This is a genomic window from Bradyrhizobium sp. WYCCWR15520 (genome assembly GCF_056174665.1).
Map to the genome: position 1 here is coordinate 54,525 of NZ_JBWBWM010000039.1, position 14,616 is coordinate 69,140.

The 14,616-nt window shown below is 62.1% G+C and carries 12 protein-coding genes and 2 pseudogenes; 8 read left to right on the forward strand and 6 right to left on the reverse strand.

Translation table 11 applies throughout. The features are described 5' to 3' along the window. Positions 1-7: 7 nt before the first annotated feature. The 6 genes and pseudogenes from AC0QUY_RS33705 to AC0QUY_RS33730 form a co-directional block, all read right to left on the reverse strand. A complete protein-coding gene (locus AC0QUY_RS33705; protein ID WP_475390323.1) occupies positions 8-925 on the reverse strand; it encodes an ABC transporter permease in 918 nt (305 codons plus the stop codon). After that, positions 912-2,003, reverse strand: a complete 1,092-nt coding sequence (locus tag AC0QUY_RS33710; RefSeq protein ID WP_475390324.1) for an ABC transporter permease — start codon at positions 2,001-2,003, stop codon at positions 912-914. The genes AC0QUY_RS33705 and AC0QUY_RS33710 overlap by 14 nt, the downstream gene beginning before the upstream one ends. Beyond that, positions 1,987-3,555 carry an ABC transporter ATP-binding protein gene (locus AC0QUY_RS33715; protein ID WP_475390325.1) on the reverse strand — a complete coding sequence of 523 codons (1,569 nt, stop codon included), beginning with the start codon at positions 3,553-3,555 and terminating at the stop codon, positions 1,987-1,989. The genes AC0QUY_RS33710 and AC0QUY_RS33715 overlap by 17 nt, the downstream gene beginning before the upstream one ends. An 84-nt stretch (positions 3,556-3,639) precedes the next feature. Further along, entirely contained in the window at positions 3,640-4,140 is a 501-nt protein-coding gene (locus AC0QUY_RS33720) for a nucleoside deaminase (protein WP_475390326.1), read from the reverse strand. Positions 4,141-4,152: 12 nt separating this feature from the next. Beyond that, positions 4,153-5,234 (reverse strand): annotated as a pseudogene (locus AC0QUY_RS33725) (ABC transporter ATP-binding protein); the annotation flags it as partial. A gap of 111 nt (positions 5,235-5,345) precedes the next feature. Next, a complete protein-coding gene (locus tag AC0QUY_RS33730) occupies positions 5,346-5,783 on the reverse strand; it encodes a MarR family winged helix-turn-helix transcriptional regulator (protein ID WP_475390336.1) in 438 nt (145 codons plus the stop codon). 172 nt (positions 5,784-5,955) lie between these two features. Between AC0QUY_RS33730 and AC0QUY_RS33735 the strand changes: the two genes are divergently transcribed. The 8 genes and pseudogenes from AC0QUY_RS33735 to AC0QUY_RS33770 form a co-directional block, all read left to right on the forward strand. After that, on the forward strand, positions 5,956-7,134 hold the full coding sequence (locus tag AC0QUY_RS33735) for a substrate-binding domain-containing protein (protein ID WP_475390327.1): 1,179 nt from the start codon (positions 5,956-5,958) through the stop codon (positions 7,132-7,134). A 146-nt stretch (positions 7,135-7,280) separates the two neighbouring features. Beyond that, a complete protein-coding gene (locus AC0QUY_RS33740) occupies positions 7,281-8,795 on the forward strand; it encodes an amidase (RefSeq protein ID WP_475390328.1) in 1,515 nt (504 codons plus the stop codon). Positions 8,796-8,831: 36 nt separating this feature from the next. Continuing rightward, on the forward strand, positions 8,832-9,689 hold the full coding sequence (locus AC0QUY_RS33745; protein WP_475390329.1) for a branched-chain amino acid ABC transporter permease: 858 nt from the start codon (positions 8,832-8,834) through the stop codon (positions 9,687-9,689). Between the two features lie 4 nt (positions 9,690-9,693). Beyond that, a complete protein-coding gene (locus AC0QUY_RS33750; protein ID WP_475390330.1) occupies positions 9,694-10,914 on the forward strand; it encodes a substrate-binding protein in 1,221 nt (406 codons plus the stop codon). Positions 10,915-10,982: 68 nt separating this feature from the next. Continuing rightward, the gene (locus AC0QUY_RS33755) at positions 10,983-12,032 is read left to right on the forward strand and encodes a branched-chain amino acid ABC transporter permease (RefSeq protein ID WP_475390331.1); all 1,050 of its coding nucleotides are present in this window, start codon (positions 10,983-10,985) and stop codon (positions 12,030-12,032) included. Beyond that, complete coding sequence (locus tag AC0QUY_RS33760; RefSeq protein WP_475390332.1) at positions 12,019-12,753, forward strand: ABC transporter ATP-binding protein; 735 nt, start codon at positions 12,019-12,021, stop codon at positions 12,751-12,753. The genes AC0QUY_RS33755 and AC0QUY_RS33760 overlap by 14 nt, the downstream gene beginning before the upstream one ends. Continuing rightward, complete coding sequence (locus AC0QUY_RS33765) at positions 12,746-13,450, forward strand: ABC transporter ATP-binding protein (protein WP_475390333.1); 705 nt, start codon at positions 12,746-12,748, stop codon at positions 13,448-13,450. Before AC0QUY_RS33760 ends, AC0QUY_RS33765 begins: the two co-directional genes overlap by 8 nt. Positions 13,451-13,811: 361 nt before the next feature. Then, positions 13,812-14,616 (forward strand): annotated as a pseudogene (locus AC0QUY_RS33770) (acetamidase/formamidase family protein); the annotation flags it as partial.

Below are 14,616 nucleotides of genomic sequence, written 5' to 3' on the forward strand. Positions count from 1 at the left end.
GGGCATGTTACCGCTCGGGCACGAAGACGGTCCCGAGCGCTGCGGGCGCGGTCGAGCCGCCGGTTCGTGCACGTGAAATCAGGACAAGGACAATGACGGTCGCCAGATACGGCAATGCCGACATCAATTGCGAGGGAACGCCGACGCCCCAGCCTTGCGCATGCAGCTGCAGGATCGTCACCGCGCCGAACAGATAGGCGCCGATCACGAGGCGGCCCGGCAGCCATGACGCGAACACGACCAGCGCCAGCGCGATCCATCCGCGGCCTGCGGTCATGCCGGGAATGAAGAACGGCGTGTAGGCGAGCGGGAGGTAAGCGCCGGCCAGGCCAGCGCAGGCGCCGCCGAACATCACCGCGAGCATTCTAATCTTGAGGACGGGATAGCCGAGCGCATGCGCGGATGTGTGGTTGTCGCCGGCTGCCCGCAGGATCAGTCCGGCCCGCGTCTTGTACAGGAAGAACCAGACGCCGGCGACCAGCGCCAGCGAGAGGTACACGAAGGCGTCCTCGCCGAACAAGATACGTCCGACCAGCGGGATATCGGTCAGGCCGGGAACGTAGAGATGCGGCGCCAGCGAAATCTTTTCGCCGACGAAGCGGGAGCCGATCAGGCCGGAAAGGCCGATGCCGAGAATGGTCAGCGCGAGGCCGGTGGCGACCTGGTTGACCGCAAGTCCCAGCGTCATCAGCGCGAAGATCAGCGACATCAGCACGCCGGCGACGATGCCGCACAGCGCGCCGATGATGACCGAGCCGGAGAGCCAGGCGCCGCCGAAGCCGCAGGCCGCGCCGACGATCATCATGCCCTCGACGCCAAGGTTGAGCACGCCGGAACGTTCGGTGACGAGTTCGCCGGTCGCAGCCAGCAGCAACGGCGTGGAAGCCGCCAGCACTGCAAGGATGATGGCCTCAATGAGCCCCACTGGACACCTTTGGCGACGCGAAAATGAGCTTGAACCGGTAGAGGATGAGGGAATCACAGGCGAGCACGTAGAACAGCAGAATGCCTTGGAACACCTTGGTGACGTCCAACGGGATTTTCATTGCGATCTGCGCCTGCTCGCCGCCGATGAAGGTGAGTGCGAGGAAAAGTCCTGCAATTAGTATTCCAACCGGGTTCAGTCGCCCCAGGAACGCAACGATGATCGCGATGAAACCGTAGCCGGGCGAGATGCCGGGCTGCAGATGTCCGACGGGACCCGCGACCTCAATGATCCCGGCCATTCCCGCCAGCGCGCCGGAGATCGCGAAAGTCAGGAGGATCAATTGGTTGGAGTTGAAGCCACCGAAGCGCGCAGCGCGCGGGGCGGCGCCGACCACGCGGATTTCAAAGCCCTTGATGGTCTTGCCGAGCAGCACAGCGCCTGCGGCGACCACCACGAGAGCAATGATGCCGCCAAGATGCAGCCGGCCGCCCTCGATCAGCACCGGCACGGTCGCAACCGGATCGAATTCGGCGGTGGTCGGAAAGTTGAAGCCTTTGGGATCGCGCCAGGGACCGCGCACGAGATAATCGAGGAAGAGATCGGCCACGTACACCAGCATCAGGCTGGTCAGGATTTCGCTGGCGCCGAACCTGACCTTGCAGATCGCCGGGATCAGGGCATAGAGCGCGCCGCCTATGGCACCCAGCAGCAGCATCGCCGGCAGGACCCAGGGGCCGGCGTCAGTGCCATGCGTTTTCACCGCGAGCCAGCTGCCGGCGACGGCGCCGATCAGGAACTGTCCTTCGGCGCCGATGTTCCAGGCGTTGGCGAGGTAGCAGAGCGACAGGCCGATCGCGATCATCACCAGGGGTGCCGCCTTCACCGCGATCTCCTGCAGCGAATAGCTGTCAGTCAGGGGATCGACGAAGTACACGCCGAGCGCGGTGATCGGATTTTTGCCGAGGATCGCAAACAGGATGCTCATGGTCATCAGCGTCATGCCGATCGCGATCAGCGGCGAAACAAGCGCGATCGTGTTCGACCGCTCGGCGCGCTTTTCAAGCACCAACTGCATGCGCCGCTTCCTTCTCCAGGGTGCTTCCGCCCATCAACAGGCCGAGCTTCTCTCGGCTTGCCTCGCTGGTCGCCATCGGCTCCGACAGTTGGCCGTGGAACATCACGGCGATGCGGTCGGTGATTTCGGCGAGTTCGTCGAGGTCCTGGCTCGTTACCAGCACTGCGGCGCCGCCGGCGGCGAGATCGAGCAGGGCCTGCCGGATCACGGCGGCCGCACCCGCGTCCACGCCCCAGGTCGGCTGGCTCACGACCAGCACGGCCGGGTTGCGAAGGATTTCGCGACCGACGATGAACTTCTGCAGATTGCCGCCGGAGAGGCTGGCGGCTTCCGGATCGCGCTTGGCCTTGCGCACGTCGAAGGTTTCGGTGGCGCGGTCGACGGTCTTCAGCGTCGCAGCGGTATTGACGAAGCCGTGCCGGACCATGCCGCTGGCGGCATGGCCGGTCAGCAGCGCGTTCTCCGAAAGCTTCATGCGCGGCGCAGTGCCGTGGCCGAGCCGCTCCTCGGGAACGAAGGCCGCTCCAAGCTTGCGTCGCTGTGTGATCGAAAGGTGCCCGGCGGCATGCCCGTCGATGACGATTGTGCCGGGGTCTTGTGCCAGCCGTTCTCCCGACAAAGCGGCAAAAAGCTCGTCTTGACCGTTGCCGGCGACACCGGCGATGCCCAAGATTTCGCCACCCTTGAGCTCGAACGAGATGCTCCGAAGCCGCACCCCGTGTGGATCGTCCGGCTCGAGGCTGAGGTCGTCGACGACAAGCCGCGGCACTGTGGTTTGCCGGTTAGCGGGCGGCTTTACTTCATTGATCTCGCCGCCGACCATCATCCGCGCGAGCGAAGCCGCGGTCTCCGCTTTGGGGTTGCAGGTCGAGACCTTCTTGCCGCCGCGCAGGATGGTGGCGGTGTCGCAAAGCCGCTGCACCTCGTCCAGCTTGTGGCTGATGTAGAGGATCGCGCGGCCCTCGGCCTTGAGGCGATTGAGCACGACGAAGAGTTGGTCGGCTTCCTGCGGCGTCAGCACCGCGGTTGGTTCGTCGAGGATCAGGAATTTCGGGTTTTGCATCAGCGCACGCACGATTTCGATGCGCTGGCGTTCGCCGACGGACAATTGCCAGACTTCACGTTTGGGATCGAGCGGAAGCCCGTAAACACGGGACACTTCCTCAAGGCGCGCCGACATGCCCTTGAAAGATTCCTTGCCGTCGAGCCCGAGCGCGACGTTTTCCGCCACCGTAAGATTGTCGAACAGCGAGAAGTGCTGGAACACCATGCCGATGCCGCGGCTGCGGGCTTCCGACGGTCCGGAGAGAACCATCTTCTCGCCCTGCCAGCGCATTTCGCCTTCGCTCGGCTGGATCAATCCGTAAATGGTCTTGACGAGCGTCGATTTGCCCGCTCCGTTTTCGCCGAGCAGCGCGTGGATCTGCTGCGGCCAGATTTCGATATCAATCGCCTCATTGGCGAGGAGGCTGCCGTAGCCTTTGGACAGGCCAACCGTCCGGAGCAGCGGTATGGCACCGGCGTGCAGCGCGGCAGGCGTCGAATCCAACATGCGTTGTCACGGTCAAGAGGAACGGATGCCTCAATAATGAGCTAGTTTAGGCGCGTGCGAAAGTAGGGAAGCCCTTGCTCAGAGCTACTTATCCCAAACCCCGGCATGCACCGCCGCGGCCTCGTCCTCGAGCAGCGGTCCGAGCACCTCGGTCGATCGCTGGCCACGGCCAAAAACTTCCCGGCACGGCAGATCAAGCGTTGGATTTTCCGGATGGTTGCCGGTGAGATCCCGCAGCCGATGTTCGCTCAGGCCGTACACCAGGCGGCCGATGCCGGCCCAGTAGATCGCGCCTGCGCACATCGCGCAGGGTTCGGCTGACGAATACAGCGTGGCGCTGCGCAGGATGTGAGGCGCGACAGTGCTGCAGGCTTGTGTCGCCAGCAGGCGCTCGGCATGCGCCGTACCGTCATGCGACGGCATATAGCCGTTCTCGGCCTCGATCAGCACGGTGCCGCTCCGGTCGACGAGCAGGGCGCCGAAAGGGTGATTGCCATGGGCCATGGCGCGACGGGCGACGTCAAACGATCGCCGCAGGAAATGCACGTCGCGTTCCAGCGGGCTCAGCGAGGAAAAGTCGACCATCGGTCCTGACCGTCAATGCCCCGCCATGTGTCGCCCGATTTCGGTGAGATTGGCTTCGCTGGCGCGGGCTTCGTGGACGAACTCACCGTGAAACATCACGACCAGGCGGTCGGACAATTCGAGCAGTTCGTCGAGATCCTCGCTGACCAGCAGCACCGCGGCGCCGCGATTGCGGGCCGCCATGATCTCGGCGTGGATCTGCGCGACCGCGGCGAAATCGAGCCCGAAGCAGGGATTGGCGGCGATCAGCACCTCGACTTCGCCGCCGAGCTCCCGCGCCAATACCGCGCGCTGCACATTGCCGCCCGAGAGTGCCGAGATTGGCGTGTCTGGCGTGCGGGTCTTGATCTTGTACAGCCCGATCTTGCGCTCGGCACCTTTGCGGAAGGCTGACCGGTTCAGCCACCAGCCGCTTTTGGCAAACGGCGCGCGGTCGAATTCACGGAGCGCGACGTTGTCGGCGACGCTCATGCCGCCGACGCAGGCGTTCTTCAAGGGCTCCTCGGGGAGCAGCGACATCTTGTGCCGGCGCATCTCTTCGCGGCTTGCGTGATAGAGATCGCCGCGGACGCGGACCTCGCCGCTTTCGGCCTCGCGCTGGCCGGCCAACACTTCGACCAGTTGCCGCTGGCCGTTGCCGGAGACGCCCGCAATGCCGACGATCTCGCCGCCGCGAACGACGAGCGAGACGTCACGGACCGCGACCGCGCCGGCATCGTCGAGCACGGTGAGCTTGCTGAGTTCAAGCCGGGTTTCCCCGACTTCGCCAACCCGTGGCGGCTGCACCGTCAGTTGCTCGGCGCCGATCATGGTGCGGGCCATATCGTCAGGCGTGAGATCCGCGACGCGGCCGTGGCCGGTGGGTTTGCCCGGCGCAGGATCGTCACATCGTCGGCAAAGGCCATCACCTCACGGAATTTGTGCGTGATCATCAGAATGGTCAAGTCGCCCGCCACGACCATGGCGCGCAGCATGCCCAGCACCTCGTCGGCCTCGCCCGGCGTCAGCACCGAGGTCGGCTCATCCAGGAAGAGAAAGCGCCGCTTCAGGTAGAGCTGCTTGAGGATCTCGCACTTTTGGCGCTCCCCGGCAGATGCCCGCCGCATCGTATACGTAGTATTTGGAAACATGCCGGACCCCAAAATACAGGACAGGGAATCGATCCAAGATCCCACTTGATCGTGCGCAAAGGTGCCGAGGGACGTTTAATTCGCTTTCTCGATCAGGTTTTCCAAGAGCCGCTTCAACTCCGCCGTCGCCTTGTCGCCGTAGTTCTCGGCGATAAAGGCCTCCTGACTTAATGCCAGCGAATTCAGGCGCTGGGTCAGTGCCTTTCCGCGATCAGACGAGAACATCAAAACCTTGCGCCGGTCGTCGGCATCCTGGACCCGGTAGACGAGGGCGTCCGATACCATGCGGTCGACCATCTTGGTGAGGGTCGGATGATTGAGCAGTACGGCTTCGGCGAGCTCACCCATCGAGTGGCCCTTGCCATCGGAAAGAACTTTCAGAATACGCCATTGCTCGACCGGCACGCCTTCCTTGCGAAACCGCGCGTCGAGCTGTCGATTGATCTCCCGGTTTGCCTGCGCAAGCAGATAGGCGAGATGCTCGGTGATGGGTTTGCTGGGCGATTTGGCCAAGGGTTTGAACTTCATAATGGGGTTTTGGATGAATATTTAGCGCTCTTGCTTGTTCTATATGCATGGTAATCGTTGAATATTCAATATTTTCCACTAGCATATTTTTGTTGCCGATCATCTTGCGGATGCTAGTCTGATCGCGCCGGACTAAAGAAGCTGAAAGGAGAGCGAATTGCTCTCGCCAATGCAATTTGGAAAGTTCGGCGGGCCGTCCATGCCGCCGGAATGGCTGTTGAAGGGATTGCCGGGGTTCGGTTCGGGAAGCTCCGGGCCAGCGCCGCGCCTGTTCCGTGAGCGCCGCGACCGCAAGAAATTGCGCATTGCCAATTTTGTCGGCCTGTCGGGTCCGTCGGGAATCTGGGGCCCGGCCTCTATCAACAGTACGCTGCTGGGCGTTTCCGAGATCAACAGCCGCGGCGGCATTCTGGGCCGCGAGATTGAAGTCGCATTCCATGACACCGGCGGCGATATCAACGACGTGACGCGGACGGCTTCCGACATTGTCGCGTCCGAAGACGCAGACCTTGTCATGGGCTCGCATATCAGCGCGGTCAGGGTGGCGTTGCGCAAGGTGGTCGCCGGACACATTCCCTACCTTTACACGCCGGTATATGAGGGCGGCGAGCGAACGCCCGGCGTCATGGCCATCGGCGAGACGCCGGGGGCGCAATGGCGCCCGGCCATCGAGTGGCTCGCCAACACCAGGCAGGCGTCGAACTGGTATCTGATCGGCAGCGATTATGTCTGGCCATGGCTCTCGCACAAGGCGATCAAGAAATACATCGCGGACGCCGGCGGGCGTGTCGTCGGCGAAGAGTTCGTGCCCATCGGCGAGCACAATCACAGCACCCAGCTCGCGCGGATCCGAGCCGCCAAGCCCGACGTGGTTCTGATCACATTGATCGGAGCTGACAGCGTTGTCTTCAATCGTGCCTTTGGTGAGCAGGGGCTTGGCGCGCGAATGCTCCGTATGGCCGGTGCGATGGACGAGACCGTGCTGCTTGGGATCGGCGCCGACAACACCGAAAACCTGTTCTGTGCGTCCGGCTATTTCATCGACAGGGCCTCGCGCGAGAACGATGCCTTCCTCGGCCAATATGAAGCGTCGTTCGGCCGCCACGCACCGCCGCTCGGCTCGATCGCGCAGTCAAACTACGAAGGGTTGCGGTTTCTGGAGACAGTCGCGTCGCGCGCAGGATCGCTGGCAAGGAAGCCGCTGCTCTCGGCTGCCGTGAATGTGGATTATCAAGGTGCGCGAGGCACCATTGGCATCCGGCGCGGCAGCGCACGCATGCCGATCTATCTTGCGGCGGCCAGCGGGCTCGACTTCCGGCTGATCAAACAGTTCTGACGGTGGGCGGGCATCGCTTCAGCAAAGGGAGAGTTGCGAAATAATACTTGAAAAGGAAAATATTTCCGTTTCTAGTGATGTGAACGGGGTCGGCCTTCATCCGGCAACTTGCCCACAAGCATTCAGAAGAAACAGGAGAAACCATCGTGTCAGTAGCGCTTCCAACGCCCGATCAATTGCGCGCGGTCGCCGATCAATGCGGTCTGGCATTGACCGATGAGGATGTCGTCTCGTTCCGGGGATTGATGCAAGGCTCCGTCGATGCCTACAACGCCGTCGGGGCGATGCCCGACGAGGTACCGATCGTCAAATACCCGCGAACGCCGGGCTATCGGCCTGGCCCGGAGGAAAATCCGCGCAACGCCTGGTATCGCAAAGCGACCGTCAAGGGTGCGGCGAGCGGCAAGCTGAAAGGCAAGGTCGTGGCGCTGAAAGACAACATTATGCTGGCCGGGGTGCCGATGATGAACGGCTCCGCGACGCTCGAAGGCTACGTGCCGGATTTCGACGCCACCATCGTCACGCGCATGCTCGATGCCGGCGCCGAGATTGCCGGCAAGGTGCATTGCGAGTCGTTTTGCATATCCGGCGGTAGCCACACCAATTCGACCGGCCCGGTACATAATCCACACAAGATGGGTTACTCCGCCGGCGGATCGTCCTCGGGGAGTGCGGTCGTGGTCGCGCTCGGCGAGGTCGATATGGCGATCGGCGGCGACCAGGGCGGATCGATCCGGATGCCGTCATCCTTCAGCGGCACCTACGGTATGAAGCCGACTTGGGGGCTGGTGCCCTATACCGGCGTCATGCCGATCGAAATCTTCGTCGACCATACCGGGCCGATGACCGCGAACGTTGCCGACAATGCCCTGCTGCTCGAAGTGCTCGCCGGCGACGACGGGTATGATCCGCGGATCAAGTCGCCCAAGGTGCAGGACTACACCAAGGCGCTTGGCGGCGGCGTCAACGGCATGAAAATCGCCGCCGTCAAGGAAGGTTTTGAGCAGGCCGGCGCTGAAGCCGCTGTCAACGAAAGCGTGCGGGAAGCGGCAAAGCGGCTCGCGAGCCTCGGCGCTACCGTCGAGGAAGTCTCAATCCCGATGCACATGGTAGCGCCGGCAGTCTGGACGCCGATCGGAGCTGAAGGTATCGCCCAGACCATGATGTTTGGCGACGGCTATGGCCTCAGCCGTTCGGATCTCTACTCGACGTCGCTGATGGATTTTCACCGCGGCTGGCGCGGGCAGGCGGACTCGCTGTCGGAAACGACAAAACTGTTTCTGATGCTTGGCGTCTACATCAACAATAATTTCGGTCCGCGTTATTATGGCAAGGCCGTGAATATCTCCCGTCGCGTGAGCGCGGCCTATGACAAGGTTCTGGCGAGCTACGATCTGCTCTTGATGCCGACCACGCCGATGAAGGCAACGCCGTTGCCTGCGCCGGGCGCCAGCCGGGAAGAGGTGTGTCAGCGCGCGTTCGAGATGATCACCAACACCGCGCCGTTCGACATCACGCACCATCCTGCGATGTCGCTGCCCTGCGGCATGGTGGACGGGCTTCCTGTCGGCCTGATGCTGGTCGGCCGGCATTTCGATGAAATGACCATCTATCGTGCCGCGCACGCCTTCGAGCAGGCCGGCGACTGGAAGAAAATGTGAGCAGCAGAACGCCGGGAGGGGTGCTGGTGATGCCACATGGATAATCTGTTCGTCGCACTGTTCGAGATCCTGAGTTTCGGCGCGATCGTCGTTCTGGTCGTGCTGGGTCTCGGAATCATAGCCAGCATGATGGGCATCTTCAACTTCGCCCAGGGCGAGTTCGTCCTGCTTGGCGCCTACGTCACCTATATCGTGCACAGCGCGGGCCTGCCGGTCTGGCTCGGAATGCTGGCAGCACCCTTTGTCGTCGGCGCGCTGGGGTTTGTCCTGGAGCGGACCATCGTCCGGCGATTTTACGCGGCGCCGATCGTCGCAATGCTGGGCACTTACGCACTCGGGCTCATCATCCGCGAGATCGTCCGCGGCCTGATCGGCGGGTTGTACCTGTCGGTCCCGGAGCCGCTCGGGGGCTCCGTCAATATCGGGACCATGCACTTTTCCACCTGGCGGCTGGTCATCATCCTCATTACGGCGCTGGTGATGATCGGCAGCTACCTGCTGCTGGCGCGCACCGCCCTCGGGTTACGAATTCGGGCGTCGCTGGAAAATCCTGCACTCGCCCGCGCATCGGGCATTTCGACCAATGCGATCTATGGCGCCACCTTTGCGTTCGGTGCCGCACTCGCGGGTCTTGCGGGCGCGTTGATCGTGCCGGTGTTCTCGCTGTTTGCCGATCTCGGCCTGCGTTTCCTGATTCAGGGGTTCGTCGCCGTCATGGTCGGCGGGATCGGCTCGTTCGCGGGGCCAGTGGCGGGCGCCGGCGTGATCGGAACGCTCGCCGCCGCACTGCCATGGATCATTCCGCCTGTGATCGCCGACGTCCTCGTGTTCGTTCTCGCCATCATCTTCATCAAGTTTCGGCCGCAAGGCCTGCTTTCAGCAAAAGGGGTCTAGTTCGATGTCCAACGACCGCAGCAATCTCAGCCGTCGGCGATTTCTTTCCAACTTCGCCTTTGCCAGCACCGCCATCGCCACCGGTGTCGGCAGTTGGGTCGTCCGCCCCGATTGGGCGAATGCGGCTTCGGATCCGATCAAGGTCGGCATCGCGACCGACTTGACCGGTCCGATCGGCTACGCCGGCAACGCGGACGCGAATGTCGCGAAAATGGTGATCAAGGAAATCAACGACGCCGGCGGGCTGCTTGGCCGGCCGCTGGAACTGTTCATCGAGGATACCGCGTCGAATGAATCGGTCGCGGTCGGCAACGTCCGCAAGCTGATCCAGCGCGACAAGGTCGATCTCGTGCTGGGAGGCATTACCAGCTCGATGCGCAACGCCATCAAGGACGTGATCGTCGCGCGCGGCAAGACGCTCTACATCTACCCGCAGCTCTATGAGGGCAAGGAATGCACGCCCTATCTGTTCTGCACGGGACCGACACCGGCGCAGCAGTGCGACGAATTCATTCCCTGGCTGATCAAGAACGGCGGAAAAAGGTTCGCGCTGCCGAGCGCCAACTATGTCTGGCCACACACCTTGAACGTCTATGCCCGCAAGGTGATCGAGGCCAATGGCGGCGAAGTCATCTTTGAAGAATACTACCCGCTCGACCAGATCGACTTCAGTGCCACGGTGAACCGGGTCATTTCCAACAAGGTCGACGTGGTGTTCAACACCGTGATCCCCCCGGGGGTAGGGCCGTTCTTCAAGCAGCTTTATGAGGCGGGATTTCTCAAGAACGGCGGCCGGCTGTCGTGCGTCTACTACGACGAGAACACGCTCAACATCAACCAGGCTGCCGAGATCGAAGGGCTTGCGAGCTGCCTCGATTACTTCAAGGCGCTGACGCCGGAAGATCCGTTCAGCGCCAAACTTCAGGCGACTTATGAAAAACAGTTCCCGGGCACATTCCTGTTTGCCGCGGGAAGTGCCGCGACCGGCACCTATCGCGGCCTCAAGCTGTGGGAAGCTGCCGTCAAGGAGGCCGGCAAGGTCGATCGCGACGCGGTCGTGGCTGCGCTGGACCACGCGAAGATCGCCGAAGGTCCCGGCGGGCCTGCGGAAATGGTGCCCGGCAAGCGGCATTGCAAGATGAAGATGTACACAGCGGTTGCCAAGGGCGGCAATTATGAGATCGTCGCGCGCAGCGCCGGCCTCGTCGATCCCAAGGAATGCTGAGTGACGAGCGTAATGCAGCGGCGGCAACCCGCCGCTGCGAACTCCGGAGCGGATTTACCGGCGACTTGATGACAGAAACGACACAGACGACGCCCCTAAGGCTTCCGCTTCGTGCCAGCCGCTCGCGCCGATGGCAGGTGCTGCCGATCATCGAAATCATAGTGCTGGTGATCGGTGCACTGCTGCCGCTCGTCCTCAAGGACTATCTGACGGTCTATGCGACGCGGGTCCTGATCCTTTGCCTGTTCGCGCTCTCGTTCGATCTGGTGTGGGGGTATGCCGGGATCATGAGTTTTGGGCAGGCCGTGTTCTTCGGGACCGCGGGATATGGCGTTGCGCTGCTCGCCCGCGATCTCGGCGTGACCTCGATCCTGCTCGTGTTGCCGGCTGGCCTGTTGATTGGCCTCGCATTCGCATTGCTGCTCGGGGGCTTTCTTCTGCTCGGCCGCCATCCGTCCAGCGTGATCTTTGTTTCGCTGGGCACGCTCACCGGGTCATACGCCGCGGATCGTGTGGCGCGGGGGTGGTATTATCTCGGAGGCCAGAACGGCATTCCATCGATTCCGCCGATGTCGCTCGGCAGTTACGATATCACCGAGGGGCCGGTCTATTATTATCTGACGCTCGGCATTCTCGTGCTCGTTTATCTCTTATGCCGCTTTCTGGTGCGGTCGCAGTTTGGTCTTGCATTGGCCGGCCTGCGCGAGAACGAGCAACGGATCGCCTTCTTCGGTTATCAGGTGCAACGGCTCAAGGCGATCATCTTTTCCTTCGCCGGCGCCATCGCTGGGCTCGCAGGCAGCCTTTATGCATTTCATGAAGGTTTCGTCTGGCCCAACATGCTGGGCGTGGTGATATCGACGCAGGTGGTCCTCTATGTGTTGTTCGGCGGCTCCGGGACGCTGATCGGAGCTGTGATCGGAACGGTTGCGATCGAGGCGGTCAGCTTCTGGCTATCGAACACCTACCAGGAGATCTGGCCGATTATCCTCGGCGTATTGTTGCTGCTGGTTATCCTGTTTCGTCCCGCAGGCCTTATCAGCCTGATCCTCAGCGAGCGCGAGCGCGTCGGCAATTTCGGCCGGCCGCCGGGAAAGGGCGATCATGGCTCTTCTTGAAGCGCGAGGCCTGATCAAGATATTCGGCAAGTTGACGGCCCTGAACGGTGCCGATCTTACGGTCGCGGAGAACGAATTCCACGGCCTGATCGGACCCAACGGCTCCGGCAAGAGCACGCTGATGAAATGTGTCGCCGGTGCGGAGATCCCGACGTCGGGCACGGTGACGTTTGGCGGCCGCGACATCTCGCAAGCCGCTCCTGCCGAGCGGGCGCGCGCCGGCATGAGCCTCAAGTTCCAGATCACCAGCGTGCTGCCGGCATTGACGTTGTACGACAACATTCTGCTGGCGTTGCAGGCTCAGACGTCGCTCCCCCGGCTGGTGTTCTCGCGCACTCGCGGAATCCTGCACGATCGGGCCATGGCCATGCTCGAACAATTCCGTCTGGTGGACCGCGCGGAGGATCCGGCCTCCGCGCTCTCCCACGGCCAGCAGCAATGGCTTGAAATCGCGATGGCGCTGGCGCCCGAGCCAAGGCTCCTGCTGCTGGACGAACCGACCGGCGGCATGAGCCTCGAGGAACGGCGGGTTACCGGCGAACTGCTGCAGCCGATCAAGAAACGCTGCTCCCTCGTCATCGTCGAGCACGATCTCGATTTCATTCGTGACATCTGCGACCGGCTGACCGTGCTCGATCAGGGCAGCGTACTCGATTGCGGTTCGGTGCAGCATATTCAGTCGAGCGCCCGGGTTCAGGAGGTTTATCTCCGCCGTGCCTAACGAGGACAGATATCTCGATATCCAAAATCTCGATGCGGGCTATGGCCGCAGCCAGGTGCTGTTCAGTGTCACGCTACGCGTTTCCTGGCGCGGCGGCGTCGCCATACTTGGCCGCAACGGCGCCGGCAAGACCACGTTGATGAAGGCGATCGTCGGAGAACTGCCGTTGTTGGGCGGCTCCGTCAGCCTCGACGCGCGCAGCGTCGGACAGTTGCCGACCGAGCAGCGCATTCGCCTCGGGTTGGGATATGTGCCGCAGGAGCACTCCGTGTTCGGAAGGCTTTCGGTGCGGGATAACCTCGCCGTCGGCGCGCTGACCAACCGCGACAGTCAGGCCGTCAACCGCGTGCTGGAGATATTTCCAAAGCTCGGTCAGCGGATGGATCAGGTCGCCGGCACCTTGTCCGGCGGCGAACGCAAGATGCTCGCGATCGGCCGCGCCTTATTGTCGAACCCGCGGGTGTTGTTGCTGGACGAACCGACCGAAGGCGTCTGGATCGGCGTGATCGAGGAAATCACTGAACGTCTGATCCTGCTGGCCAGGGAGATCGCCGTCGTGATCGTGGAACAGCATCTCGATCTCGCGCTACGCGTCGCTGATCGGGCCTTTGTGCTCGATCGTGGAAGGGTCGCGATCATGGGATCGGCGCAGGAGGTGCGCGACGATCCAAGGCTGTTACACTATCTGGCACCTTAGCGAGCTTGCAAGCTTGGGTCATCGCCGCGCAATCGATTGGAGAACAAACCTCATGTTCGAGGCATTCGAACGAGACGATATCGATACCGAAGACGCACGCATCGCATCGTTCATCGGTGGGAGTTGGCCTCCTTTGCTGCTTCTGCCTGCCTATCCGCGATCCCAAGCAACGTCCGCGTTTCTCAAATTTGAGCACGCAATGCTTAAGCAATAGGCGAGCGTCTATATCCCTTTGCTTCGTTAAGCGACGACGCGGCATTCGCCGTGCAACACTGACATGATGCGCAAGTTTGACTGTTCCGAAGAACTGCGATGGGATGAAGGCGCGCGTAAAATGCACGTTCAAACCAGGAGAGGTCCGATGTGCGCGGGTGACGACAAGAACTGTCCGGAATTCGAATTGCATCACCGCAAGTTCAAGGAAACGCTCGATCGGGAACGCCGATCGTTCTTGAGGTCCAGCTTCGCCGCGGCCGGGGGCGCGGCTGCGATGACCGCGGGCGGCATTTCTCTGGTGACGCCGCAGATGGCGGCCGCCGCCGAGCGGAGCCAACCAGCTAAACGATCCTATCACCATTTGCCGGCGAATGCCGACACAGTGCATTGGGGCTATTTTAGCAAGAAGTTGAAACCGCAGGTCGAGATCGATTCCGGCGACTTCATCACCATTGAAGCGTTAACCCACCATGCCCACGACGACGCCGAGCGCATGGTGAAGGGCGATCCCGGCGCCGAAAGCGTGTTCCTGTGGACCAAGGAGAAGAAGGGCGTCAACCGACGCGGCGCAGGACCGATGGATGCCTCGCTGTTCGGGCGTGGTGCAGGAGAGGGCCTTGGCGTACACATCTGCACCGGCCCGGTCTACGTCCGCGGCGCCCAGGAGGGCGACGTGATTGAGTTGCGTATTATCGACGTCACGCCCCGGCCATGCGCCAATCCGCAATATCGTGGAAAAGCTTTCGGTAGCAACGCGGCGGCATGGTGGGGCTTTCACTACAAGGACTTGTTGACCGAGCCTAAACCGCGCGAAGTGATCACAATCTATGAGGTCGACGCATCAGGCGAACGCAACTGGGCGAAAGCCGTGTACAATTTCCAATGGACTCCACAGACCGATCCTTCGGGCGTCGTGCACAAAACCATCGACTATCCCGGCGTTCCGGTCG

Coding starts and splice junctions, on each gene's coding strand:
- AC0QUY_RS33710 (WP_475390324.1), bottom strand. CDS start 2,003: ATGCAGTTGGTGCTTGAAAAGCGCGCCGAGCGGTCGAACACGATCGCG.
- AC0QUY_RS33755 (WP_475390331.1), top strand. CDS start 10,983: ATGACAGAAACGACACAGACGACGCCCCTAAGGCTTCCGCTTCGTGCC.
- AC0QUY_RS33745 (WP_475390329.1), top strand. CDS start 8,832: ATGGATAATCTGTTCGTCGCACTGTTCGAGATCCTGAGTTTCGGCGCG.
- AC0QUY_RS33760 (WP_475390332.1), top strand. CDS start 12,019: ATGGCTCTTCTTGAAGCGCGAGGCCTGATCAAGATATTCGGCAAGTTG.
- AC0QUY_RS33720 (WP_475390326.1), bottom strand. CDS start 4,140: ATGGTCGACTTTTCCTCGCTGAGCCCGCTGGAACGCGACGTGCATTTC.
- AC0QUY_RS33750 (WP_475390330.1), top strand. CDS start 9,694: ATGTCCAACGACCGCAGCAATCTCAGCCGTCGGCGATTTCTTTCCAAC.
- AC0QUY_RS33715 (WP_475390325.1), bottom strand. CDS start 3,555: ATGTTGGATTCGACGCCTGCCGCGCTGCACGCCGGTGCCATACCGCTG.